Annotated in this window: 22 protein-coding genes and 3 tRNA genes; 13 read left to right on the top strand and 12 right to left on the bottom strand. The window is 54.9% G+C overall.

The features are described from left to right. Positions 1-9 precede the first annotated feature (9 nt). The 5 genes from pgsA to uilS all read left to right on the top strand — a co-directional run bounded on the left by pgsA (position 10) and on the right by uilS (position 2,152). Positions 10-558, top strand: coding sequence for a CDP-diacylglycerol--glycerol-3-phosphate 3-phosphatidyltransferase (pgsA, locus tag FFS28_RS04395; RefSeq protein ID WP_006176115.1), 549 nt, complete (start codon positions 10-12; stop codon positions 556-558). A gap of 151 nt (positions 559-709) precedes the next feature. Further along, positions 710-785: transfer RNA gene (locus FFS28_RS04390), tRNA-Gly, on the top strand. 51 nt (positions 786-836) lie between these two features. Beyond that, a tRNA-Cys gene (locus FFS28_RS04385) sits at positions 837-910 on the top strand. Between the two features lie 11 nt (positions 911-921). After that, a tRNA-Leu gene (locus FFS28_RS04380) sits at positions 922-1,008 on the top strand. Positions 1,009-1,291: 283 nt separating this feature from the next. Further along, positions 1,292-2,152, top strand: a complete 861-nt coding sequence (gene uilS, locus FFS28_RS04375; protein ID WP_137848876.1) for a UilS family quorum-quenching N-acyl-homoserine lactonase — start codon at positions 1,292-1,294, stop codon at positions 2,150-2,152. A gap of 60 nt (positions 2,153-2,212) precedes the next feature. Here the strand turns inward: uilS and FFS28_RS04370 are convergent, their stop codons facing one another. The 5 genes from FFS28_RS04370 to FFS28_RS04350 form a co-directional block, all read right to left on the bottom strand. Continuing rightward, positions 2,213-2,929, bottom strand: a complete 717-nt coding sequence (locus tag FFS28_RS04370) for an ABC transporter ATP-binding protein (protein WP_042320101.1) — start codon at positions 2,927-2,929, stop codon at positions 2,213-2,215. Next, on the bottom strand, positions 2,926-3,801 hold the full coding sequence (locus tag FFS28_RS04365) for an ATP-binding cassette domain-containing protein (RefSeq protein ID WP_137848875.1): 876 nt from the start codon (positions 3,799-3,801) through the stop codon (positions 2,926-2,928). Before FFS28_RS04365 ends, FFS28_RS04370 begins: the two co-directional genes overlap by 4 nt. Beyond that, positions 3,798-5,087 (bottom strand): high-affinity branched-chain amino acid ABC transporter permease LivM, encoded by a 1,290-nt coding sequence (gene livM / locus FFS28_RS04360; RefSeq protein ID WP_137848874.1) that lies wholly within the window; start codon positions 5,085-5,087, stop codon positions 3,798-3,800. Before livM ends, FFS28_RS04365 begins: the two co-directional genes overlap by 4 nt. 11 nt (positions 5,088-5,098) lie before the next feature. Next, a complete protein-coding gene (locus FFS28_RS04355) occupies positions 5,099-6,013 on the bottom strand; it encodes an ABC transporter permease subunit (protein ID WP_058610251.1) in 915 nt (304 codons plus the stop codon). Between the two features lie 100 nt (positions 6,014-6,113). Next, complete coding sequence (locus FFS28_RS04350; RefSeq protein WP_137848873.1) at positions 6,114-7,235, bottom strand: branched-chain amino acid ABC transporter substrate-binding protein; 1,122 nt, start codon at positions 7,233-7,235, stop codon at positions 6,114-6,116. Positions 7,236-7,652: 417 nt separating this feature from the next. On the opposite strand from FFS28_RS04350, the gene FFS28_RS04345 reads away from it, so the two are divergent. Next, positions 7,653-8,321: a YecA/YgfB family protein gene (locus FFS28_RS04345; protein ID WP_137848872.1), complete on the top strand. Its 669-nt coding sequence runs from the start codon at positions 7,653-7,655 to the stop codon at positions 8,319-8,321. Between the two features lie 32 nt (positions 8,322-8,353). Here the strand turns inward: FFS28_RS04345 and tyrP are convergent, their stop codons facing one another. Further along, entirely contained in the window at positions 8,354-9,565 is a 1,212-nt protein-coding gene (gene tyrP / locus FFS28_RS04340; protein WP_137848871.1) for a tyrosine transporter TyrP, read from the bottom strand. 197 nt (positions 9,566-9,762) lie between these two features. Between tyrP and FFS28_RS04335 the strand changes: the two genes are divergently transcribed. After that, positions 9,763-9,999, top strand: coding sequence for a YecH family metal-binding protein (locus FFS28_RS04335; protein ID WP_137848870.1), 237 nt, complete (start codon positions 9,763-9,765; stop codon positions 9,997-9,999). Between the two features lie 36 nt (positions 10,000-10,035). Here FFS28_RS04335 and ftnA read toward each other — a convergent pair whose 3' ends face one another. The 3 genes from ftnA to FFS28_RS04320 all read right to left on the bottom strand — a co-directional run bounded on the left by ftnA (position 10,036) and on the right by FFS28_RS04320 (position 13,337). After that, positions 10,036-10,533 (bottom strand): non-heme ferritin, encoded by a 498-nt coding sequence (gene ftnA, locus FFS28_RS04330; protein ID WP_042320093.1) that lies wholly within the window; start codon positions 10,531-10,533, stop codon positions 10,036-10,038. Positions 10,534-10,737: 204 nt separating this feature from the next. Further along, entirely contained in the window at positions 10,738-11,076 is a 339-nt protein-coding gene (gene yecR, locus FFS28_RS04325) for a YecR family lipoprotein (RefSeq protein WP_137848869.1), read from the bottom strand. Positions 11,077-11,180: 104 nt separating this feature from the next. Beyond that, complete coding sequence (locus FFS28_RS04320) at positions 11,181-13,337, bottom strand: HD domain-containing phosphohydrolase (protein WP_249357420.1); 2,157 nt, start codon at positions 13,335-13,337, stop codon at positions 11,181-11,183. 247 nt (positions 13,338-13,584) lie between these two features. Here FFS28_RS04320 and FFS28_RS04315 point away from each other — a divergent pair, with 247 nt between their 5' ends. Then, complete coding sequence (locus tag FFS28_RS04315) at positions 13,585-14,223, top strand: RpiB/LacA/LacB family sugar-phosphate isomerase (protein ID WP_006176101.1); 639 nt, start codon at positions 13,585-13,587, stop codon at positions 14,221-14,223. A gap of 37 nt (positions 14,224-14,260) precedes the next feature. Here FFS28_RS04315 and FFS28_RS04310 read toward each other — a convergent pair whose 3' ends face one another. Then, a complete protein-coding gene (locus FFS28_RS04310; protein ID WP_137848868.1) occupies positions 14,261-15,685 on the bottom strand; it encodes an MFS transporter in 1,425 nt (474 codons plus the stop codon). 212 nt (positions 15,686-15,897) lie between these two features. Here FFS28_RS04310 and azuC point away from each other — a divergent pair, with 212 nt between their 5' ends. Both azuC and FFS28_RS04300 read left to right on the top strand, forming a co-directional pair. After that, positions 15,898-15,981 (top strand): stress response protein AzuC, encoded by an 84-nt coding sequence (gene azuC, locus FFS28_RS04305; protein ID WP_014832437.1) that lies wholly within the window; start codon positions 15,898-15,900, stop codon positions 15,979-15,981. Positions 15,982-16,086: 105 nt separating this feature from the next. Next, positions 16,087-16,338 carry a DUF2766 family protein gene (locus FFS28_RS04300; protein WP_006176098.1) on the top strand — a complete coding sequence of 84 codons (252 nt, stop codon included), beginning with the start codon at positions 16,087-16,089 and terminating at the stop codon, positions 16,336-16,338. Between the two features lie 81 nt (positions 16,339-16,419). On the opposite strand, the gene FFS28_RS04295 is transcribed toward FFS28_RS04300, so the two are convergent. After that, the gene (locus FFS28_RS04295) at positions 16,420-17,763 is read right to left on the bottom strand and encodes an anaerobic C4-dicarboxylate transporter (RefSeq protein ID WP_006176097.1); all 1,344 of its coding nucleotides are present in this window, start codon (positions 17,761-17,763) and stop codon (positions 16,420-16,422) included. 156 nt (positions 17,764-17,919) lie between these two features. Continuing rightward, positions 17,920-18,423: a non-heme ferritin-like protein gene (locus tag FFS28_RS04290; RefSeq protein WP_042320087.1), complete on the bottom strand. Its 504-nt coding sequence runs from the start codon at positions 18,421-18,423 to the stop codon at positions 17,920-17,922. A gap of 518 nt (positions 18,424-18,941) precedes the next feature. On the opposite strand from FFS28_RS04290, the gene FFS28_RS04285 reads away from it, so the two are divergent. The 3 genes from FFS28_RS04285 to araG all read left to right on the top strand — a co-directional run bounded on the left by FFS28_RS04285 (position 18,942) and on the right by araG (position 22,392). Beyond that, positions 18,942-19,499 (top strand): DJ-1/PfpI family protein, encoded by a 558-nt coding sequence (locus FFS28_RS04285; protein ID WP_058610172.1) that lies wholly within the window; start codon positions 18,942-18,944, stop codon positions 19,497-19,499. Positions 19,500-19,816: 317 nt separating this feature from the next. Next, on the top strand, positions 19,817-20,806 hold the full coding sequence (gene araF / locus FFS28_RS04280) for an arabinose ABC transporter substrate-binding protein AraF (RefSeq protein WP_006176094.1): 990 nt from the start codon (positions 19,817-19,819) through the stop codon (positions 20,804-20,806). Positions 20,807-20,877: 71 nt separating this feature from the next. After that, on the top strand, positions 20,878-22,392 hold the full coding sequence (gene araG / locus FFS28_RS04275) for an L-arabinose ABC transporter ATP-binding protein AraG (RefSeq protein WP_137848867.1): 1,515 nt from the start codon (positions 20,878-20,880) through the stop codon (positions 22,390-22,392). The last annotated feature ends 11 nt before the right edge of the window (positions 22,393-22,403 follow it).

Below are 22,403 nucleotides of genomic sequence, written 5' to 3'. Positions count from 1 at the left end.
ACCGTCATTATGCGATTTAATATCCCTACGTTGCTCACCCTTTTTCGCGTCGTACTTATCCCGTTCTTTGTGCTGGCATTTTACCTGCCGGTGGTATGGGCACCGTTTGCCTGTGCGCTCATCTTCCTCGTGGCGGCGGTCACGGACTGGTTTGACGGTTATCTGGCGCGTCGCTGGAACCAGAGCACGCGGTTTGGCGCCTTCCTCGATCCGGTCGCCGATAAAGTGATGGTTGCAATCGCGATGGTGCTGGTGGCTGAGCATTATCACACCTGGTGGGTAACGCTGCCGGCGGCAACAATGATTGGCCGCGAGATCATCATCTCCGCGCTGCGCGAGTGGATGGCGGAATTGGGTAAACGCAGCAGCGTGGCGGTCTCCTGGATCGGTAAAGTCAAAACCACTGCGCAAATGGCTGCGCTGGTATGGATGCTGTGGCGTCCAAATGCCTGGGTTGAGTGGGCAGGAATCGGTCTGCTGTGGGTTGCAGCTGTGCTGACGCTGTGGTCGATGCTGCAATATCTGAACGCTGCACGCGGTGATTTGCTTGAACAGTGATCGTTTCGGCGCAATTTTCAGCAAACGATCCTGAGATGCAAAAATAACGTTGACTCACCACGTCATATCAGTAGAATGCAACGCATCGAACGGCGGCACGGTTTGCCGGACGATAATGAAATCAAGTGGTTAGATATCATCTTGATGACATGCGGGAATAGCTCAGTTGGTAGAGCACGACCTTGCCAAGGTCGGGGTCGCGAGTTCGAGTCTCGTTTCCCGCTCCAGATAAAATGCATCGGCAATCGCGGGTGCAGGTCGAAAGACAAAAGATTTACGGCGCGTTAGCAAAGCGGTTATGTAGCGGATTGCAAATCCGTCTAGTCCGGTTCGACTCCGGAACGCGCCTCCACTTTCTTCCCTGGCCGGATGGTGGAATCGGTAGACACAAGGGATTTAAAATCCCTCGGCGTTCGCGCTGTGTGGGTTCAAGTCCCACTCCGGCTACCATGGGAAAGCAAAAGAATAATCAAAGCAATAAGCAGTGTCGTGAAACCGCCCCTAAGGCGGTTTTTTTATATCTTTTTATCCACCGCTTTAATTAACTGCACCGCTTTACGTCCTCCTCCAAACCTTATTCCCTTCACCAATAAAAATCCCTTACGCTGAAACATCTCATAATACATATTGTTGATTTATAAACGTTTGATTAATCATAATTTGGATGAATGTCAAAAAACGCTCTCGGGCAAACTGATACGCTTTCTGCTCCGATAGTAAGGGAAGTGTATGTATGTTATTGACTAAACATAAATTAAAAGATGATATCGCTGTAACATTACGCCGCCCCGCAGATTCTGTTAAGGCTCCGGTTGTGATCCTTTGCCATGGATTTTGCGGTATTCAGGAAATTTTACTGCCACGCTATGCTGAGGCGTTTACTCAGGCGGGCTTTGCCACCATCACCTTCGATTATCGGGGCTTTGGTGAAAGCGGAGGGGAACGCGGAAGGCTGGTTCCTGCGCTGCAAATCGAAGACATTTGTTCGGTTATCGACTGGGCTGAGGCGCAGTCAGAGATCGACGGGCACCGCATAGCGCTGTGGGGCACTTCGCTGGGCGCCTGCCATGTCTTCGCCGCTGCGGTTGAACGCCCCCGGATCAAAGGCATCATCAGTCAGATGGGCTTTGCGGATGGCGAGGCCATTGTCACCGGCAAGATGAACGAGCAGGAGAAGCAAGGATTTGTCGCAACGCTCGACAAGATGGTGGAAAAACGCGAGCGTCTGGGCAAGGAAATGTTCGTTGCCATTACCAAAGTGCTGGGTGATGAAGAGTCGAAAGCCTTCTTTGAGGCCAATAAAGAGCGCTATCCATCGATGGATATCAAAATCCCGTTCCTCACGGTGTATGAAACGCTCAATTATAAACCGTACCAGAATGCCGAAAAGGTTAACTGCCCAACGCTGGTGGTTGTAGCCGGCAACGATACGGTAAATGAACCGCAACAGGGCGTGGCGTTATATGACTCTGTGAAAGCCGATGATAAAACCTTATACGTTGAAGAAGGCGCTAAGCATTACGATTTGTATGATGGCAAGCACTTCGACAATGTGATCAACCAGCAGCTGGCATGGCTCAAAGGCCGCCTGTAAGCGGAGCCAGCCGTTTAAATCAGCCCCGCAACGGCGGGGCTTTTCGCTACCCAAACCGCGTTAAGCTCCGCCCAGATACGCCTTCCTGACCTCCTGGTTCCCTAATAACTCTGCGCCGCTGCCGCTTAAACGAATTTGCCCGTTCACCATGACATACCCCCGGTCCGAAAGGGTTAACGCATGGTGGGCGTTCTGCTCGACCAGAAAAATGGTCATCCCGTTACGGGCCAGCTCCCGAAGCGTCTGGAAAATCTGCTTCACGACGATGGGGGCCAGCCCCAGGCTCGGTTCATCCAGCAGCAACAGTCTGGGGCGGCTCATCAGGGCGCGGGCGATGGCTAACATCTGCTGTTCACCACCGGACAGGGTCATCGCCCGCTGGTTGCGCCGCTCCTTAAGACGCGGAAACAGCTCAAACATGCTTTGCATATCCTGGGCGGCATACTGATTGCCGACAGGTATCGTGCCCATGAGCAGGTTCTCTTCAACGGTCATATCCGGGAAGATGCGCCGTCCCTCAGGTGCCTGCGCAATGCCGCCGGAGGCAACGTAGTGCGTGGACTTGTGGCTAATGTCCTCATTGCAAAAAAGGATCTGCCCGTGACGAATACGCGGCTGCCCGAAGATGGACATCAGAAGGGTGGATTTCCCCGCGCCGTTGGCCCCGATCAGCGCCACGGTCTCGCCCTTATTAACCTCTAGAGAGACCTGCTTTAGCGCCTGGATCACGCCGTAATAGACATCGACATTGCGAAACTCCAGCATCGGCTCACTCACAGGATGACCTCACTTTCGTCGGTGCCGAGGTAGGCGGCAATGACCTTTTCATCATGCTGAATGTGCTCCGGTTTCCCCTGGGCAATCACGTCGCCGTGATCGAGCACAATAATCTCATCGGATATCTCCATCACCATGCCCATGTCATGTTCGATCAGCAATACGGTGATGTCATGATGGTCGCGCAGGAAGCGAATGATATCGCTCAGCTTGTGCGTTTCAACCGGGTTTAACCCGGCGGCCGGTTCGTCCAGACAGATCATTTCCGGGCCGGTACACATCGCCCGCGCGATTTCGAGGCGGCGCTGCTGGCCGTAAGACATCTCACCCGCAAGGCGGTTGGCACAATCCACCAGATCCACCACTTCCAGCCAGTAAAAGGCCCGGTCCAGCGCGTCGCTTTCAGCCCGCCTGTAGGCGGGCGTGTTCAGTATCCCGGCCAGAAGATGGCGGTTAACGCGCATATGCTGGGCAACAAGGAGGTTCTCAACCACCGACATTTCGCGAAAAAGACGGATGTTCTGAAACGTGCGCGCCAGCCCGGCACGGTTGACCAGATGCGTACCGCCGAACATCTTATAAAACAGCCGCTGTGCGAGCTGCGCCGGGTTTACCCAGTCGCCGGGCTGAAATTTCTGGCCGAGCACCTGAATGACGTTGGTGGTCTTATGCCGCGTGCTGAACAGAATGTTCCCCCCTGATGCCTTATAAAATCCGGTCAGGCAGTTAAACACCGTCGTTTTTCCCGCCCCGTTTGGCCCAATCAGGGCGGTGATGGACCCGCGCTGAATAGAAAGGCTGACATCGTTGAGCGCCTTAATCCCGCCAAAATGCATCATCAGGTGTTCCACGCTCAGTATCGTCTCCTTCATGGTGCGACTCCTTTGCGTATAGCATATCCGCTGCGGTTAATGCGGATTAAACCGCGGGGCCGCCAGATCATCATGACCACCATCAGCATGCCAAACAGCAGCACGCGGTACTCGGCAAAGCTGCGCAGCAGCTCCGGGGTGACGGTGAGAACAAAGGCCGCCAGCACCACGCCCACCGTGGAACCCATTCCGCCCAGCACCACAATGGCGAGGATCAGCGCGGATTCAAAGAAGGTGAAAGAGGTGGGGTTCACGAAACCCTGGTAGGTGGCGAAAAACACCCCGGCGATACCGGCAGTCGATGCCCCCAGCGTAAAGGCCGACAGCTTGACCAGCACGTGATTCAGCCCCATTGACCGGCAGGCGATCTCATCCTCGCGCAGCGCTTCCCACGCCCGGCCAATCGGCATTCGCGTCAGGCGATGCTTGATATACAGCACCAGCAGCACGACAAGGAAAAGCACCGCGTAAATAAAAATGAATTTCATGTTGGGGTTGTAGGTCAGGCCAAAAAATTCGTGGAACGGCACGCCGCCTTCTTTCGCCCGCCGCCCAAACTCAAGGCCGAAAAAGGTGGGAGGAGGGGCAGAAACGCCGTTCGGGCCGCCGGTGAACGTCAGCCAGTTATTAAGAACCAGGCGAATAATCTCTCCGAACCCGAGCGTCACGATTGCCAGGTAGTCACCGTGCATGCGCAGCACCGGGAATCCCAGCAGCGCGCCCGCTGCGGCGGCCATCAGGGCGGCCAAAGGCAGCATCGTCCAGAACCCCAGCCCCAGATACTGATAACCGAGGGCCAGACCATAGGCACCGATGGCATAAAAGGCGACATACCCGAGATCTAACAGCCCGGCCAGCCCGACCACGATGTTCAGCCCAAGGCCGAGCAGCACGTAGATGAGCCCGAGGATCGCCACCGTCAGCACGTATTTTGTCGCGACAAAGGGAAAGCAGATCGCCAGGGCGATAATCAGGGGAATGATCCAGCGCATCCGGCTTTTGTATTCCGGGGGACGAACGTAGACCCCCGCGCTGTCGGCCTCAAAGCGTGCCTGAAAACGTCTGCCGGGGGATGTCCCTAAAAAAACGCTCAGTACAAACCGCCCGAGCATCACGATAGCGACAATCCACACCAGCCGCTGCCATTTGAAGTTGAAGCTGTAGCCGTCCAGCACGACGCCCGCGATGGGGCCGAAAATGATAAGCGCCACCAGGCCAGAGAAGATGGCATCAAGGACGCAGCGTTTAAGGGAAAAACCGTCAGAGGCAACCGTGAGTGTCGTCATTGCTTTCTCTCTTACACTTTGGCTACGACAGGGCGGCCCAGCAGCCCCTGAGGACGGAAAATCAGGATCACCACCAGTAATCCAAACGAGAAAACATCTTTATAATCCGAGTTCACCATCCCGGAAAATTGCGCTTCGGCGACCCCCAGGATCAGCCCGCCCAGCATCGCTCCGGGTAACGAGCCAATGCCGCCGAGCACCGCCGCCGTAAAGGCCTTAATACCAATCACAAAGCCGACGTAGAAATCAAAGGTGCCGTAATTCATGGTGATCAACACCCCGGCCAGCCCGGCCATCGCCGCGCCAATCACAAACACCAGCGAGATAATACGGTCGGTGTTTATCCCCAGGATGGAGGCCATTTTGCGATCCTGCTGTACCGCCCGGCACATCCGCCCCAGGCGCGTGCTGCTGATTATCCAGGTGAGCAGCAGCATGCCCGCGAACGACGCGATCAGAATGAACACCTTGGTGTAGGTGATCTGAACAAAGCCGTCGCCCAGATGAAACCGCAGCACGCCATCCAGCATCGTCGGCACGCCCTGCTGGCGTGGCCCCTGACTGAGCTGGGCGTAGTTTTGCAGAATAAGGGACATCCCGATGGCGGAGATCAGCGGCGCGAGGCGCGTGGAGTTGCGCAGCGGCCTGTAGGCTATCCGCTCGATGGTCCAGCCGTACACGCCGGTGACGACGATGGTGAAGACCAGCGTGCCGAGGATCAGCAAAGGGAACGACTGCAAGCCGAAGAATGACAGCAGCGCGAGACCAATGGCGCACAGGTAAGCCGAGATCATATAGACTTCGCCGTGCGCGAAATTAATCATGCCGATGATGCCATAAACCATGGTATAGCCGATGGCGATGAGTCCGTAGACGGAACCGAGGGTTAATCCGTTAATTAACTGCTGCAGGAAGAATGTGCTCATCATTGCGCGCTCGTGTAATAGGCCAGCGCAGCTGGCGCAGCCTGATGTGTCGTTGGCGCCAGCAGGCAGGCCCGCTGGCGTTGAGCGTGACTCCGTCCCGTTACTGAACTTCCTTATATTTTCCTTTATCATCCCACTGATAAACCACGTAGTCAGAGACCTTCAGGTCGCCTTTGCTATCCCAGGCTTTTTTGCCCATCACCGTCTCCACGGCGTTGGCTTTCAACCATTCGCTGGCTTTGGCGGAATCGGTCCCTTTTGTGGCGTTGAATGCGGCGGCAATGGCCTGAATGGAGGCATAGGCGTAGAGGGTATAGCCTTCGGGTTCAAACTTACCGGCGCGGAATTTGTCGATAACGGCTTTGCCGTCCGGGATCAGGCGGGGGTCTTTACCAAAGGTCATGTAGATGCCGTTGGTGTACTTCGCTCCTCCGGCCGCCGTGACCATCTCTTCGTTGACGATGCAGTCCCCGGAGAAGAAACTGGCCTGTACGCCTTGCTCACGCATCTGGCGCACCAGCGGACCGGCTTCAGGATGGCATCCGCCGAAGAACACCACGTCCGGTTTTTGCGCACCGATCTTGGTCACCAGCGCGTTAAAGTCTTTTTCGCCGCGCGACAGCCCTTCATACATCACGTCCTTAACGCCGCGTTTTGCCAGCGCCGCTTTGGTCGCATCCGCCAGCCCCTGGCCGTAGGTATCTTTATCGTGGATGATGATCACGCGTTTCGCTTTCAGCTTGTCGATAATGAAATCGCTGGCGACCTGGCCCTGCTGGTCATCGCGCCCGCACATGCGGAACATATCGCTCATGCCGCGTTCGGTAATCAGCGGGTTGGTCGAACCGGGGGTGATAGAGAGGATGCCCGCGTCACTGTATACCTCTGAGGCGGGCATGGTTGACGAGGAGCAGAAGTGCCCGACCACGGCGTTGACTTTATCCTGGTCAACCAGGCGGTTGGCGACGGCGACTGCCTGTTTTGGCTCGCATGCATCATCGCCCTGAACCAGTTTAATTTTCTCGCCGTTGATGCCACCGGCGGCGTTAATATCTTCCGCAGCCTGCGTCGCGCCGTGCCAGTATTGATCGCCATAGGTGGCGTTTGGCCCGGTGAACGGGCCAGCAACCCCAATCACGACATCGGCCTGTGCGGAAAATGCCGTCACCAGACAGCCGGCCAGCACGAGAGAAAGGGGACTTCTGATAAATTTCAGCGACATTATGATGTTCCTTAGCATAGAGGTTTTTGCATCAGGTATTAACCCGAACGCCTGATGACGTCGTTAATCCAAAAACAAAAGCAAGAACAAAACGCACGAAATCCAGGCAACACAGCGCGTAATACGGCGAGGTTTCGTTGTGCCAGTCAGCACGCAGAACATTAAGCAAAAACGTTGCCAGAATGGTTAGTCCCTTGACCGGGTTGTGACATGTTGAGTATAGAGTGCCGTTTTATCCCGCCTTGCGGGATGAGGTGAAATTACAGCGGAGATCACATCTCGTTAACACTAAAGCCCATAAGTTGTGCAAGCGTCACGATTTGCACGTTTTTGCAGCAATAAAGGCCTAAACTTCAGATAGGCACGGGCGGCGATATGTGTCAGGATCTTTTCCTTTTTAGATCAGGAGTGTCAGCGATGACTGAAGGCCCATTAAATGAAAGCGAAATGACATGGCTTGAAGAGACCTTAATGTCTTACGGCCATGACGATGCGTCTGTCATTGACGTGTCTGAACTGGACGGTATGCTTACCGCCGTGCTTTCCGGCCCCGTTGTACCTGAACCCGACACCTGGCTGGTGGCGGTATGGGGCGGCGAGAAGTACATTCCGCGCTGGAAAAACGATCGCGAAATGAACCGGTTCATCGATCTCTGCTTTAAGCATATGAACGACATTGCCGAGCGCCTGAGCGAGTACCCGGATCAGTTTGAGCCAATGTTTGGCTTTAACGACGTGGACGGGCAGAGCTTCACCGTGGTTGAAGAGTGGTGTTATGGCTATATGCGCGGTGTGGCCTTAACCGACTGGTCGGCGTTACCTGAAGAGCTAAAAGCCGATCTGGACGTTATCGCCCTGCACGGAACGGAAGAGAACAGCGAGAAGCTGGATGAACTGTCCGAAGAGGCGTATTTCGCCAGCATCGAGCGCATCCAGCCTGCGGCGCTGCGCTTGTACAACTACTGGATGGCGAACCCGCAAGAGCCGGAGGCGAAAAAGCCGATCGTCAACGGCACCAAAGTTGGACGTAACGATCCTTGTCCTTGCGGAAGCGGGAAGAAGTTTAAAAGCTGCTGTCTGCATTAATCAAAAAAGGGGCTCACATTGAGCCCCTTTCGTTATCCAACTTCCGGGAGTAGCCCTGCAACGATCAGGAACTGCACCAGAATAATCGCTACGCCACAGGCAAACACCAGATACAGCAGCGGTTTACCGCCCGCCACGCGGTAGCCCTGTTGAGGATGCTGCTCCCGGCTTTTCCAGGCGAGCAGCGACGGCAGCAGCAGGGCCAGTACGGATAACGCGACGCCCGCATACCCCAGCGCCATAACAAACCCGCGCGGGTAGAACAGCGCGAAGGCCAGCGGTGGCAGGAAGGTGATCGCCCCCGTCTGTAAACGTCCGGCAACGCTATTTCGGCGCTGGAACAGATCTGCCAGATAATCGAACAGGCCGAGGGCGACGCCGAGGAATGAGGTCGCCAGCGCCAGGTCGGCGAAAAGATGCACCGCCAGCTCGACGTGTGAAGAGGTCACGACGTTACGCAGAGCCACCAGCAACCCGTTCAGCCCGGCGTGTTCGGCCATCATGCCCATAAAGGTGGAGGAATCAATGCTCCCCAGCGTAACCAGCTGCCAGAAAATATAGGCGATCAGCGGTATGGCGCTGCCGATAATAAACACGCGGCGCAGCTTACGGATATCGCCCTGCATATAGCTAACAATGCTGGGCACGCTGCCGTGGAAGCCGAACGAGGTGAAAATGACCGGGATGGCGGACAAGGCCAGCCCTTTTTCAAGAGGTAACGTCAGCAGGTTAACCTTGTGGATATGCGGTGCCAGCAGCACCAGCATGGCAATCAGAAAGAGAATTTTGGCGCTGAACAGAAAGCGATTGAACAGATCGACCAGCGATGTCCCCACGCACACCACGCCGCCGCCGATAAGGGTAAAGAAGATCACACCGGTTGCGGGTGAAATGTTGAAACCGAACGCGTCGTTAATGCTGGAGGCAATCAGCTCTCCGGCCCCGCTGATGTAGGCGGCGGTCAGGGCATACATCAGGAACATCATGCTAACGCCTGCGATCCACTGACCGTATCGCCCAAGGTAGCGGGCAGCAAGCGAACCCAGACCCGTGTCGGCAGGCACATGCTGATAAACCTCCAGCAGCAGCAGGGCGGTATAGCACATCAGCGCCCAAAGCCCGACCAACAGCAGTAGCGTCACGCTGAATCCCACACCGGCCGCCGCCAGCGGCATCGCCAACATTCCTGCGCCAATTGTGGTTCCGGCGACGATAAAAATACTTCCCAGGGTTCTGTTCTTCACACTTTCCTCTACAGCCATTCGATATCGCGACCCAATCTGCGGCGCAGAGTAAGGGAAAAGCGCCGGCTCGTCAAATCCACGTTACAAGGTGTGTAAAGCATTAATTACAGCGTGAGGCGTTAAGCGAAACCTGAGCCAGTGCAAGGCGCGCGTGACGTGGTAAGGGTAGTCTCGCGGTTTCTTTTGAGGAGGTTAAGATGTCAATTCACGGGCACGACGTACTTACGATGATGATTGAGTCAGGTGAGCAGTATTCTGAGCAGAGTCTGATTGAGGCCATTCATGCGCGCTTTGGTGAAGTCGCGCGTTTTCATACCTGTTCGGCATCGGATATGACGGCGTCGGAGTTAGTCGCATTTCTCGCGGCCAGGGGTAAATTTATTCCCGTTGCTGAGGGCTTCTCAACGCACGAAAGTAAAATCTGCCGCCATTAAAAAAACGGTGCTGAAGGATCAGCACCGTTTGTGGAATTAATTCTGGGTATCAAGCGTGGAAAGTTCTTTATCAATAAAGTAGAGACCTTCACCCGATTTACCGGCCAGGGATAATTTATCCAGCACCGATTTAAACAGCTTCTCTTCTTCATGCTGCTCAGCAACGTACCACTGCAGGAAATTAAAGGTTGGATAATCCTGACTGGTCATGGCGGCGTGCGCCAGTTCGTTAATTTTCTGCGTGATCAGCTGCTCGTGCTCGTACGTGGCGCGGAACAGTTCATCCAGCGAGCCATATTCCGCGACCGGCGAGGCCACCGTATCAATACGCGGCAGGCTGCCCGTATCGGTCAGATAGTCAAACAGGCGCTGCATGTGCGTCATCTCTTCCTGCGCGTGGCGACGCAGGAACGCGGCCGCACCTTCGAAACTGTGATAGCTGCACCAGGCGCTCATCTGTTGATAAAGCAGGGAGGAATAAAGCTCAAGGTTCATTTGGGTATTGAGCTTGTCGATCATTTCAGGTTTAAGCACGGTGCCGCTCCACGTTATTATTTCGGGTTCAGGATGAGCGTCACTATAATTTGTTATTTAAATATTTGCAAAAAGTAAAATAAATAGATTTTTATTAAAAATACGAATGGGAATAACACGCATTGGCACTCGATTAATTTATATTAATGAGAATTGTTTTTGTTCCTGATAAAAGAGTCTGCCAGCGGTCACTGGCAGCAGGAATTAATACCACGGATTAGTGACGCCAGGGTTAATCGCATAGCCCATGCATTTGTACTGAATGGTCACTGTTTCATTCAAACACAGGGAGCCGCCGATCAGCTTACAGGTTTTAATGGGCTGGCCATAGGCGGAGGCGGCGGAATATCCCATGCTTTGACAGGCTTTGGTCGCCGTGCCGTGAGTGACATACTCGTCATAATGGGCGTTCTGCAATGGCGCCTGACCGTAGTCCAGACGAACGACGCCGTTTGGCGCGTCCAGGCTGCTTACCTGGGCCTGACGGGTTACGCTGCATCCCGTAAGAAGCAAAACTGTACCGGCAACGAAAAGTCTTTTCATGGTTCGCTCTACATGAGTGTAAAGAGGTTATCGTACCGATTGATGACCACAGCAATGCCAGGAATAGCCAGCCAAACAGCGCTTTCTCTTTGCAACGAAGGGTATTAGTCGGCCATTTCGTCAAAAATCGTCCTGAACCGCTCATGATGCAGACGGAACAGCGCGACAAGCTGCGGGTCGAAATGCCGCCCGGCCCCCTTGAAGATCACCTCGCACGCCTCTTCGTGAGAAAAACTCGGCTTATAGACCCGCTTTTGCCGCAGGGCGTCATACACGTCGGCCAGAGCGAGGATCCGTGCTTCAAGTGGGATTTGCTCCCCGCGCAGCCCCTCCGGGTAACCGCTGCCGTCCCATTTTTCGTGGTGAAAGTGGATAAGATTCTCCGCCACCGCGCCCAGTTCAAGCCCCTGAATAATACGCCAGCCTTTCAGCGTATGGAGCTTCATTTCGGCAAACTCCTCGGCGGTTAGCGGGCCTTGCTTGCGCAGGATGCGGTCTGGCACCGCGATCTTTCCCACGTCGTGTAGAGAGGCAAAGTGCTCAATGTCGCGCACCGTCTGGCCTGAAAGCCCCAGCTCCCGGGCCATCAGCCCGCAATATTTTGCCACCCGCTGAATATGGCTGCCGGTTTCGTCGTCGTGGGCGCGGTTGACCCTCTCCAGAGCCTGCACCATGTTCCGGTTAACGATACGGCTCTTGCGGATATGGCGGCGCATCATTATCAGCATGCCGAGACTGAAAAGTGCGGCGATCAGCAAAATCACGCTGATGATTTTAAGCGTGTTTTTCGTGAGGCTCGGGAAGGGGCTATCGTCCGCACGCCGTTCAATCTGCGTCCGGAACTCCGACAGACGATGGATTTGGGTCAAAAGGTGAAACAGCGGATGATCGGGGTCGACCCACGGGCCGATGATGTATTCTGAGCGGGTCACGCCCGCCACCTTTAATACCCCACGAAACAGCTCATTCCCGCGAAGTGTCGTTTCAAGCGAGCTAAGATCGCCGAGGATAAAATCGATTTTGTTATCCTCAATCGCATCGATCAGCTCGTCAATGCTGCGGCGCGTCACCACGATCGCATCGCTGCCAAACCGCTGCGGCAGATAGGTGGCGGCGAAAGATCCCTCCAGCACCCCGACGCGCTGGCTGCGAATGCTCTCCTCATCCCATAAAAACGGCCTGCCGATGGCATTGTAATAGACGTTGTGCCAGACAATGTCCGGGCCAATGCGCCCCCGGGCATGTTCAGCATCGTCACGCTCCGCAATATCCACCAGACGTACCGGCCACGCCTCGCGGGGCAGGTTGCTGGCATAGTTATCGATAAAGGTAACGTCGACCTTAAGACCCAGCAGGTCACGCATGTCATTGATTAAGTCAATCGCCATCCCGTGGTAGCCCCGTCGGTCCTTCCAGATAAGCGGCGCGTAATTCTCATTCCCGGGCAGCGTAATCGCTAAGCGGTGATGGTCAATCCACGCCCGTTCGCTGTCGGAGACCACAATGCGGCTGAGCAGATAGTTTCGTTTGCTCTCCTCAAGCGTTCTTTGCAGTTCACCGCTGCGATACGCTTCCCCGATGAACGCGTTAATCTGCTCACGCAAGGGAAGCAGTTCCGGGCTGAACCCCAGCACCACCGGAATACGCAGTTCGGGAAAAGGGTGCGAGATCAGGTAGTGCCGCTGGGTGTTTTCCATCTCTGACGCATCGTTGATATAGAAATCGGCCTGATGTTCGCCGAGCAGTCGGAACGCCTCCTCGCTGGTCTCGACCAGGCGCAGGGAGCGGAACCGCAGGTCCGGGTAGCGTTGCTTCACCCCTTCGAGGGTGGCATCGTCCCGGCGAAACAGCACGCGGGTGTGGTTCAGCTGATCGGCATGGGTGACCGACATCGACGCGCTGGCCGCAACCACTTCATTATCAAACAGCCGCGCGGAGAGGATTTTTGTCCGGGCGCGTTTTTCGGTGCGTAACACCCCGGCGTAGACGCCGTACTGATTGCTGGCGAAACGCTGTCCAATCTCGCTCCCGGAAAGCGGCTTTAGCACCAGATTAAGTTCCAGCCTGCGATTAATGGCCTGGATCAGGGAGGGATAAAAACCGCGCAGCTCGCCCTGCGGTGTCCGCCAGGATTCAAAATTATTGGCGTCATAGATCCAGACAGGCACCGGCTCTGCGGCCAGCAGGGCAGTGGGAGTCCCCCAGGAAAAGGCGATGAGCAATAATAAGACGATGCGTGGCGTCCGGCAGCGCAGGTGCACAGGTGATCCCCATGTGGTTTTTATTGTCTTTTGCTGAAGTCTAGCTAACGGCGTGGGGATGGAGTAGGGATTTTTTAACTTTCTGTTAACGCTGCACAGGGCAGCCGGGCATTCTGAAATTGTGAGCGCATCTTTGTTTTTTAAAACAAGTTTTCACTTAATTTGAAAGCGTGTTTGTTTGATAGTAAGGTGAAGATGAAACGCTATCCACTGCGGGAAGACCCGCCACGTATTCAGGAGAGAAAAGATGAAAATTGCACTGATGATGGAAAACAGCCAGGCAGCCAAGAATCCCATCATCCTCAATGAGCTAAAGGCCGTCGCGGACGAAAAAGGCTTCCCTGTCTATAACGTGGGGATGAGCGATGAGAACGATCACCACCTAACCTATATTCACCTGGGCATTATGGCGAGCATTTTGCTCAATTCCAAAGCCGTCGATTTCGTCGTGACGGGCTGCGGTACCGGTCAGGGTGCGCTGATGTCGCTCAACATTCATCCCGGCGTGGTTTGCGGCTACTGCATTGATCCGGCTGATGCCTTCCTCTTTGCCCAGATCAACAACGGCAACGCCCTTGCACTGCCGTTCGCCAAAGGGTTTGGCTGGGGCGCCGAGCTGAACGTGCGTTTCATCTTTGAGAAAGCCTTCACCGGTCGCAACGGCGAAGGGTATCCGCCGGAACGTAAAGAGCCTCAGGTGCGCAACGCCGGGATCCTCAACCAGGTGAAAGCGGCCGTGGTGAAAGAGAACTACCTTGATACGCTGCGCGCGATTGACCCTGAGCTGGTGAAAACCGCCGTATCCGGCCAGCGCTTCCAGCAGTGTTTCTTTGAAAACTGCCAGGACAAAGAGATTGAAGCCTTCGTCCGTGGCATTGTGGGCTAACGGTGCTTTACCGGGCGGCGCAACGCTCGCCCGGTTTTCATGACGACGGCTTCGCCGAAACCGCGCTGCCTGCATCTTTTGCCAGGCGCAGCGTGTCAAACATGCCTGCCAGACAAATCACCGCGATAACGACAAACGCCAGCCGAAAGCTGATGCCGGGAACGGCGGCGAGTCCGAAAGCATCGCCGATCTTCTCTCCGAGACGAATGCCAATGGCCCCCAGGGTGATACCTAATCCCACCGCAAGCTGCGTGGCGGTTGAAAACAGCGTATTGGCATAACTCATCTGTGCGGAAGGCACATCGGCAAAAGCGAGGGTGCTCACCGCCGTAAACTGAATGGAGCGGAAGACGCCGCCGAGATAGAGGATCAGCATGATGAGCCAGACGGGGGTTGTGGGGGTAATAAACGCGCAGGCCAGCAGCGCCAGCACGTTCAGCGCGCCGTTGATCAGCAGTAACCGCTTAAACCCGAGGCCGCGGATAAGCGGCGTGGTCACCGGTTTAATGGTGAGATTGCCGACGAACACCGCCAGCACCAGCAGGCCTGCGTGAAAGGCGTCCATCCCGAACCCCACCTGAAACATCAGCGGCAGCAGAAAGGGAACGGCGCTGATCGAGGCGCGAAACAGCGAGCCGCCGTACATCGTGACGCGAAAAGTGGCAACCTGCATCGCCTCGAGTCTTATCATCGGCCACGCGGCGCGGCGGAAATGGCGCAGCGCAACGCCCAGTGCCACTCCGCCCACGATGAACAAACATACCGTCAGTCCCATCCTGACGTGCTCCCCGCCCATCAGTTCCATGGCGTAAACCAGGCTCACCATGGCTACAGTGGTGGCTATAAACCCCGGTGTATCGAACGGACGGCGGCTCTCATCCCGCAGATCGGGAATAATCCGCAGCGCCAGAAGAATAGCCGCAATGCCTAACGGGACGTTGATGAAGAAAATCCAGCGCCAGTCAGCAAAGTGGGTGATAAACCCGCCCAGCGGCGGGCCAATAATCGGGGCAACCAGTGCCGGCCAGGTGAGGGTGGCGATGGCGGCGATCAGCTGGTGTTTCGGCGTGGTGCGCAGTACGGCCAGGCGTCCGACGGGAACCATCAGCGCGCCGCCCATCCCCTGAAGCACCCGCATCGCCACAAACGTGTCAACGGTTGTCGACAGACCGCAAAAAACCGAGGCCAGGGTGAAGACCGCCAGCGCGAGGGCAAAGACCTTGCGCGCACCGAAACGGTCCGCAATCCAGCCGCTGGCGGGGATCAGCACCGCCAGGGTAATAAGGTATGCGCTGATCCCGATATTCAGATCCACGGCCCGCACGCCGAAGCTTTTTGCCATGTCCGGCAGGGCGGTGGCAATGACCGTGCCGTCAAGAAACTCCATAAAGAACGCGCCGGCAACTAAAAGCGCCGCAGGCGATAAGCCTCGGTTCGCTTTCCCGGTGATGTTTTCACTCATCCTGTCCTGCCGTATCAAAAAAAATGATAAAAATTTACTGGAATTTATAGAACCATAACTCACGGATTTACCGATGCTTTTTTAACAATACAGCAGCATTGCGCCCGTTTTTGACTGTGATATGCATCACAAAATCATTGATTTTTGTGATGGTGGTCATATTATAAGCGCAGTGAAAATAACACCTGCATAACACGTTACTGGAGCATCAAATGAAACTGCGCAAAATCCTGAAAAGCATGTGGGCAAACTACTGCAACACCTTCAAAGACGTCCCACCGGGTGCGATGTTCTGATAAAAACCTGCTTCGGCAGGTTTTTTTATGTCTGCTGGCGACGAGAGGGAGATGAAAGGGCGTACGTTTTGCTACTATGGCGGCCTTTAAAAAAGGAGAAACCCCATGTCACAAAACCTGAGCGCCGATCAGGAACTGGTATCTGACGTCGTCGCATGCCAGTTGGTTATCAAACAAATCCTTGATGTGATTGACGTTATCGCGCCGGTAGAAGTGCGCGAGAAGATGTCCACCCAACTGAAAAACATCGATTTCACCAGCCATCCTGCTGCGGCCGATCCGGTCACGCTTCGTGCGATCCAAAAAGCCATCGCGCTGATCGAGTTGCGTTTCACGCCGCAGGGTGAGTCTCACTAAAATAAACCGATGTTTTGAATTTAGAAACCGTTTTCTGCTCAAACGGCGAAGGGCGACGCTGACCGTCGCCCGGAGAAGGATTCAGAAGAACGTTTGTACCAGCAGATAGCTGGCCGCACACGCGCAGCTCACGCCAATAAGTCCAGGCAGAATAAAACTGTGGTTGATGATGAATTTGCCGATGCGGGTCGTTCCTGACCTGTCGAACCCGATGCAGGCCAGATCGCTCGGGTAGGTTGGCAGCACGAAGTAACCATAGGAGGCCGGGAAGAAGGCGATCAGCATTTTCGGATCGATGCCCAGCATCAGCCCCATCGGGGCGACGGCGGTGAGTGCCGCCGCCTGGCTGTTCACCAGCTTCGACACCAGAAACAGGACGATGGCGTAGGTCCACGGATGGCTTTTGACCACCCCCTCCAGCGCCATTTTCAGCTCATCAAGATGCGCCTGAAAAAAGGTGTCGCTCATCCACGCAACGCCAAACACCGAGAAAATGGCGACCATCCCCGCTTTAAAGACCGCACCGTTAGAAATGGCAGAGGCGTTGACCTTGCAGGCTATCAGCATCACCGCCCCGGCAATCAGCATCATCATCTGGATGACGAGGTTCATCGACAGGGCGGTTAATTTGCCTTTTACCTCGAAGGCCGGCCGCAGTTCTGGCAGCGCACCCAGCAGGACAACCACCGCGATCCCGGCAAAGAAGATCCATGTCGACCAGTAGGCCTGTTTTGGAAAACGCTGATTCATCAACGTTTCCGTTCCGCCGTAGATAAACTCGCGCTGTTTCGGATCGCTTAACTTTTTCTGAAACTCGGCGTCATCCGCCAAATCTTTACCGCGGCGCAGGCTCCACAGGGCCGCGACGGCTACTCCGAACAGCGATGCGGGAACGGACACCGCCAGGATTTCGAGGATCCCCCACGCGTGCCCAATCCCGTGCTGGGCGCCGAGGATCGACACCAGTGAAACGACGGCTACCGAAACGGGGGAGGCGGTGATTGCCATTTGAGAGGCAACCGATGCTACGGCCATCGGGCGCTCTGGCCGTATCCCTTTTTTCAGCGCGATATCGGCCACAATCGGAAACATGGTGTACACCACATGCCCGGTGCCGCAGAGAAACGTCAGCGTCCAGGTGGTAAAGGGCGCGAGGAGGGTAATGTGCTGCGGGTGTTTGCGCAAAAGCCGCTCGGCGAACTGCATCATCACGTTCAGGCCGCCCGCAGTTTGCAGCGTGGCGGCGCAGCCGATAACCGCCAGAATGGTCAGCATCACGTCGACCGGCGGCTTGCCGGGCTGAAGCCCAAACACGAAACTGAGAATAAACAGGCCAATCCCGCTTATCAGCCCAAGCCCCATCCCGCCGAAGCGGGTGCCGACCAGCAGGCAGAGGATAATGACAACAAACTCAATGGTGATCATGATGCTCCCTCGTCAATGATAAAGTCTCTGGCTAAATCATTACACGAAGAAGGGTTATTCATTGGGAGCGGGATCGGATTTGTTAAATCTTAAAGAAAGCAGGGAGTTGCTGTGAGAGGGGAGCCTGCCCCTATTGCGGGGGCAGGCAATGACGACTCAGTGCTGCTGGCAGGTAACAATGTCGAGCAGGTGACGATCGGTTTGTTCGAGGCACAGACCTTCACGTTTGGCGTTGCGAATCTCATCCGCCAGCGCCTTCAGCAGCATGCCGTCCTGCTGCTGCTCTTTGTTCATGTCGCGCAGGAAATTCAGCGTGGTGCTGTCCTGCTGCGCCTTCGCTTCTTCCGCCAGTTTGCTTAAGGTGTCGCAACGCTGCTCATATTCCTGCAGCGTTTTCTGGAAGAGTTCTTCGAGGGAGGCGTAGTGTTCTTCCGTCATTGCGCGCGCGGTGACGATGGGATTTGCCCCGACATCCTTCATAAAGTCGAAGACGCGCATCATATGGGTGACGTTATTCTGCGCCTGGCTACGGAAAAAGGTAGCCGTACCGTTGAGGCTTTTTTCAGAACACCACTCGCTCAGATGAAGATGCAGATTAGAGGCATAAAACTCGAGGTTCATCTGGGCATTCAGTTTTTGAATCATCGTTTGGGTAGCCATACTCATATCCTTATTGATGCTGGGACATAACGTCCGCTGCTTAACCTGACCCGGCAGGTTGTGATACAGACCAAAGAGATCTTATTTTCAGAAACAGGTTTTCTGCTGTGGCGCGTACTGACCGAATGTTCACTTCCTGTGTTCGATATAAAAAGCATAGCCCTGTCGCTGGATTAAGAAAACTCTTAATCACGTGGTGTTAACCTAACATTACAAAGTTTAATATAGTTCAAATTTTTAAACGTGACGGGAAAATTTTAATTTAATAAGAAGTTGATATATAAGGATTTTAAAAAATATGGTGGAGATTGTGCTAATTAATAATTTATCTCAGGTTAAAGGGCGCTTTTTTTGAAACCTTATCCAGGTTAATTCTTGAGAATATATTGAGCATGTTTTTATTGAGTCAGATCAGTTTTGTCGCGTTCACCTGAACTGTGATCGTCGCGGAAGTTTGTTCTTGCCAGATGTGGGAAAGTGAAACAATGTTTTAATTGTGAAAGCTACAGAGGTTTGACATGGCAAGAGTTGCAGTTCTGCTGGCACCCGGTTTTGAAGAAGCGGAAGCCATCATCACCATTGATATTTTGCGCCGTTTGGCAATCGACGTCGACACCCTGGCGTGTGCAGAGTCCCGCGCGGTCGTGAGTTACCACAACATTCCCATGGTGGCCGACAGCACGCTTTCTGAGCGCCGCGACACCCTGTATGACGCCGTGGTGATCCCCGGCGGGCCGCAGGGCAGCGTGAACCTTGCGGCCGATCGCGAGGTTATCCGTTTCATTTCCCTGCACGATGAGTGTGGAAAGTGGATTTGCCCTCTCTGTTCGGCAGCCGCGCGGGTGCTGGGCGGCAACGGGCTGCTGAAGGGCCGCCGCTACGTCTGCTCCGGCGATTTATGGCAATCGGTTGAAGACGGTGAATACGTTGATGCGCCCGTGGTGGAAGATAAAAATCTGCTGAGCGGCAAAGGTCTGGGCCATGCGTTCGACTTTGCGCTAACGCTGTCTGCTCGCCTGCTGGGCGACGAGGCGCCCGTTCGCGATCACGCTGAACACATCTACTACACCTGGTAATGTCCGTGCCGGATGCTAAGGGCATCCGGCCTACAGGGACTTCTGAGCTGGTCTTATGGATTATTCTGCTTAACCCCTTCCGATTTGTCAGACAATTCCTGCCGTTTTTATGTCTTTTTTCGCTGAATTTATGTACGCAATTACTGTAATTCTGCGGTGTGATATTGCTCTCTTATGGATGATTAATTTCCCGCTAAAACTATCTGCAGCACGACCGCTTATGACGAGGTAAGCGCTAATGTCTTGTTTTATGTCCGATTAAATAAAAAGCACGCTGTTAATCCCTACAGAAAAGAATATTAAAGCTGGAGTTTACCATGCACAAATTTACTAAAGCGCTGGCGGCCATCGGCCTGGCTGCCGTTATGTCACAATCCGCTATGGCAGAAAATGTAAAACTCGGTTTTCTGGTTAAACAACCTGAAGAACCCTGGTTCCAGACCGAGTGGAAATTCGCCGATAAAGCCGGGAAAGATTTAGGCTTTGAGGTGATCAAAATCGCCGTGCCGGACGGTGAAAAAACGCTGAATGCCATCGACAGCCTGGCGGCCAGCGGCGCGAAAGGGTTCGTTATCTGTACGCCCGATCCTAAGCTTGGGTCCGCGATTGTCGCCAAGGCGCGCGGGTACGACATGAAGGTGATTGCGGTTGATGACCAGTTCGTCAATGCCAAAGGCAAACCGATGGATACTGTCCCGCTGGTGATGATGGCCGCGACTAAAATCGGCGAGCGCCAGGGTCAGGAATTATATAAAGAGATGCAAAAACGCGGCTGGGACGTTAAAGAGACCGGCGTAATGGCCATTACCGCCGACGAGCTGGATACCGCGCGTCGTCGTACTACCGGCTCTATGGATGCCCTGAAAGCCGCCGGCTTCCCGGAAAAACAGATCTACAAAGTGCCCACCAAATCTAACGATATCCCGGGCGCATTCGATGCGGCGAACTCAATGCTGGTGCAGCATCCGGAGGTTAAACACTGGCTGGTGGTCGGCATGAACGACAACACCGTGTTGGGCGGCGTGCGTGCAACCGAAGGCCAGGGCTTCAAGGCACCTGACGTGATTGGCATTGGTATTAACGGTGTCGATGCCGTCAGCGAGCTGTCGAAAGCCCAGGCGACGGGCTTCTACGGTTCTCTGCTGCCAAGCCCGGACGTTCACGGCTACAAATCCAGCGAGATGCTCTACAACTGGGTGACCAAAGGGGCTGAGCCGCCGAAATTCACCGAAGTGACCGACGTGGTGCTGATCACCCGCGATAACTTCAAAGAGGAGCTGGCGAAAAAAGGACTGGGCGGTAAGTAACAGGCTGTGATTGTGCCCCTTATTTTCCGTAAGGGGCCTGACGTACACACAACAGGTATCACGGAGTCGTTATGCAACAGTCCTTACCGTATCTCTCTTTTCGCGGCATCGGTAAAACCTTCCCCGGTGTAAACGCGCTGACCGATATCAGCTTCGACTGCTATCCCGGCCAGGTTCACGCCCTGATGGGGGAGAACGGCGCGGGAAAATCCACGCTGCTCAAAATTCTCAGCGGTAACTACACGCCCACCACCGGCACGCTGGCTATTCGCGGCGAAGAGGTCACCTTTGCCGACACCACGGCGGCGCTCAACGCGGGCGTTGCCATCATCTATCAGGAGCTGCACCTTATTCCTGAGATGACCGTGGCGGAAAACATCTATTTAGGCCAGCTGCCGCATAAAAGCGGCGTGGTCAACCGCTCGCTGCTGAACTATGAAGCGGGTCTGCAGTTAAAACACCTCGGGCTGGACGTCGATCCGCAAACGCCCCTGAAGTATCTCTCCATCGGCCAGTGGCAGATGGTGGAAATCGCCAAAGCGCTGGCGCGTAACGCCAAAATCATCGCCTTTGACGAGCCAACCAGTTCGTTATCCGCGCGGGAAATCGACAATCTTTTCCGGGTCATCCGCGAGCTGCGTAAAGAAGGCCGCATCATTTTGTATGTATCTCACCGCATGGAGGAGATTTTCGCCTTAAGCGATGCCATCACGGTATTCAAAGATGGCCGCTACGTGCGTACCTTCACCGATATGCAGCAGGTCAACCATGACCAGCTGGTACAGGCGATGGTCGGGCGCGATCTCGGGGATATCTACCACTGGAAACCGCGCGAGTACGGGCCGGAACGCCTGCGTCTGGACACGGTGAAAGCGCCCGGCGTGCGCACGCCCATTTCGCTTTCGGTGCGCAGCGGTGAAATTGTCGGGCTGTTTGGCCTGGTGGGGGCAGGGCGCAGCGAGCTGCTGAAAGGGCTGTTTGGCGGTACGCGCATTACCCAGGGGCAGATTCTGGTCGACGGGAAAAAAGTCGATATTCAGAAGCCTGCCCACGCCATCACCGCCGGCATCATGCTCTGCCCGGAAGATCGCAAGGCAGAAGGGATTATTCCGGTGCACTCGGTTCGCGACAACATCAATATCTCTGCTCGCCGCAAGTTTATCCGCGCCGGATGCCTGATCAACGACGGCTGGGAGTCGAGCAACGCCGAACACCACATCCGTTCGCTGAATATCAAAACGCCGGGTGCCGAACAGCTGATCATGAACCTTTCAGGCGGAAACCAGCAGAAGGCGATCCTGGGCCGCTGGCTGTCGGAAGACATGAAGGTGATTATGCTCGACGAACCGACGCGCGGCATCGACGTGGGGGCGAAGCACGAAATCTATAACGTCATTTATGAGCTGGCAAAACGGGGCGTGGCGGTGCTATTCGCCTCAAGCGATCTGCCAGAGGTCCTCGGCGTTGCCGATCGCATCGTTGTGATGCGTGAAGGGGAAATTGCCGGTGAATTGCTGCATGAACAGGCGAATGAACAACTGGCGTTGAGTCTCGCCATGCCTAAAGTTAGCCAGGCTGTCGCCTGAGTAAGGAGTCA

The sequence above is a fragment of the Enterobacter sp. 2VL genome (assembly GCF_005503595.1).
Lineage (GTDB): Bacteria > Pseudomonadota > Gammaproteobacteria > Enterobacterales > Enterobacteriaceae > Enterobacter > Enterobacter cancerogenus.
The sequence above is the reverse complement of the archived record's forward strand: the minus strand, read 5'-3'. Positions and strand labels throughout refer to the sequence as shown.

Excerpts from the sequence above, each read along its gene's own strand:
- FFS28_RS04365 (WP_137848875.1), bottom strand. The coding sequence starts at position 3,801 with ATGAAGGAGACGATACTGAGCGTGGAACACCTGATGATGCATTTTGGC.
- azuC (WP_014832437.1), top strand. The coding sequence starts at position 15,898 with ATGAAACTGCGCAAAATCCTGAAAAGCATGTGGGCAAACTACTGCAAC.
- araG (WP_137848867.1), top strand. The coding sequence starts at position 20,878 with ATGCAACAGTCCTTACCGTATCTCTCTTTTCGCGGCATCGGTAAAACC.
- FFS28_RS04335 (WP_137848870.1), top strand. The coding sequence starts at position 9,763 with ATGTCAATTCACGGGCACGACGTACTTACGATGATGATTGAGTCAGGT.
- livM (WP_137848874.1), bottom strand. The coding sequence starts at position 5,087 with ATGACGACACTCACGGTTGCCTCTGACGGTTTTTCCCTTAAACGCTGC.
- yecR (WP_137848869.1), bottom strand. The coding sequence starts at position 11,076 with ATGAAAAGACTTTTCGTTGCCGGTACAGTTTTGCTTCTTACGGGATGC.
- uilS (WP_137848876.1), top strand. The coding sequence starts at position 1,292 with ATGTTATTGACTAAACATAAATTAAAAGATGATATCGCTGTAACATTA.
- FFS28_RS04350 (WP_137848873.1), bottom strand. The coding sequence starts at position 7,235 with ATGTCGCTGAAATTTATCAGAAGTCCCCTTTCTCTCGTGCTGGCCGGC.
- FFS28_RS04310 (WP_137848868.1), bottom strand. The coding sequence starts at position 15,685 with ATGAGTGAAAACATCACCGGGAAAGCGAACCGAGGCTTATCGCCTGCG.
- araF (WP_006176094.1), top strand. The coding sequence starts at position 19,817 with ATGCACAAATTTACTAAAGCGCTGGCGGCCATCGGCCTGGCTGCCGTT.
- FFS28_RS04300 (WP_006176098.1), top strand. The coding sequence starts at position 16,087 with ATGTCACAAAACCTGAGCGCCGATCAGGAACTGGTATCTGACGTCGTC.
- FFS28_RS04315 (WP_006176101.1), top strand. The coding sequence starts at position 13,585 with ATGAAAATTGCACTGATGATGGAAAACAGCCAGGCAGCCAAGAATCCC.
- FFS28_RS04345 (WP_137848872.1), top strand. The coding sequence starts at position 7,653 with ATGACTGAAGGCCCATTAAATGAAAGCGAAATGACATGGCTTGAAGAG.
- FFS28_RS04290 (WP_042320087.1), bottom strand. The coding sequence starts at position 18,423 with ATGGCTACCCAAACGATGATTCAAAAACTGAATGCCCAGATGAACCTC.
- FFS28_RS04285 (WP_058610172.1), top strand. The coding sequence starts at position 18,942 with ATGGCAAGAGTTGCAGTTCTGCTGGCACCCGGTTTTGAAGAAGCGGAA.
- FFS28_RS04295 (WP_006176097.1), bottom strand. The coding sequence starts at position 17,763 with ATGATCACCATTGAGTTTGTTGTCATTATCCTCTGCCTGCTGGTCGGC.
- FFS28_RS04355 (WP_058610251.1), bottom strand. The coding sequence starts at position 6,013 with ATGAGCACATTCTTCCTGCAGCAGTTAATTAACGGATTAACCCTCGGT.
- pgsA (WP_006176115.1), top strand. The coding sequence starts at position 10 with ATGCGATTTAATATCCCTACGTTGCTCACCCTTTTTCGCGTCGTACTT.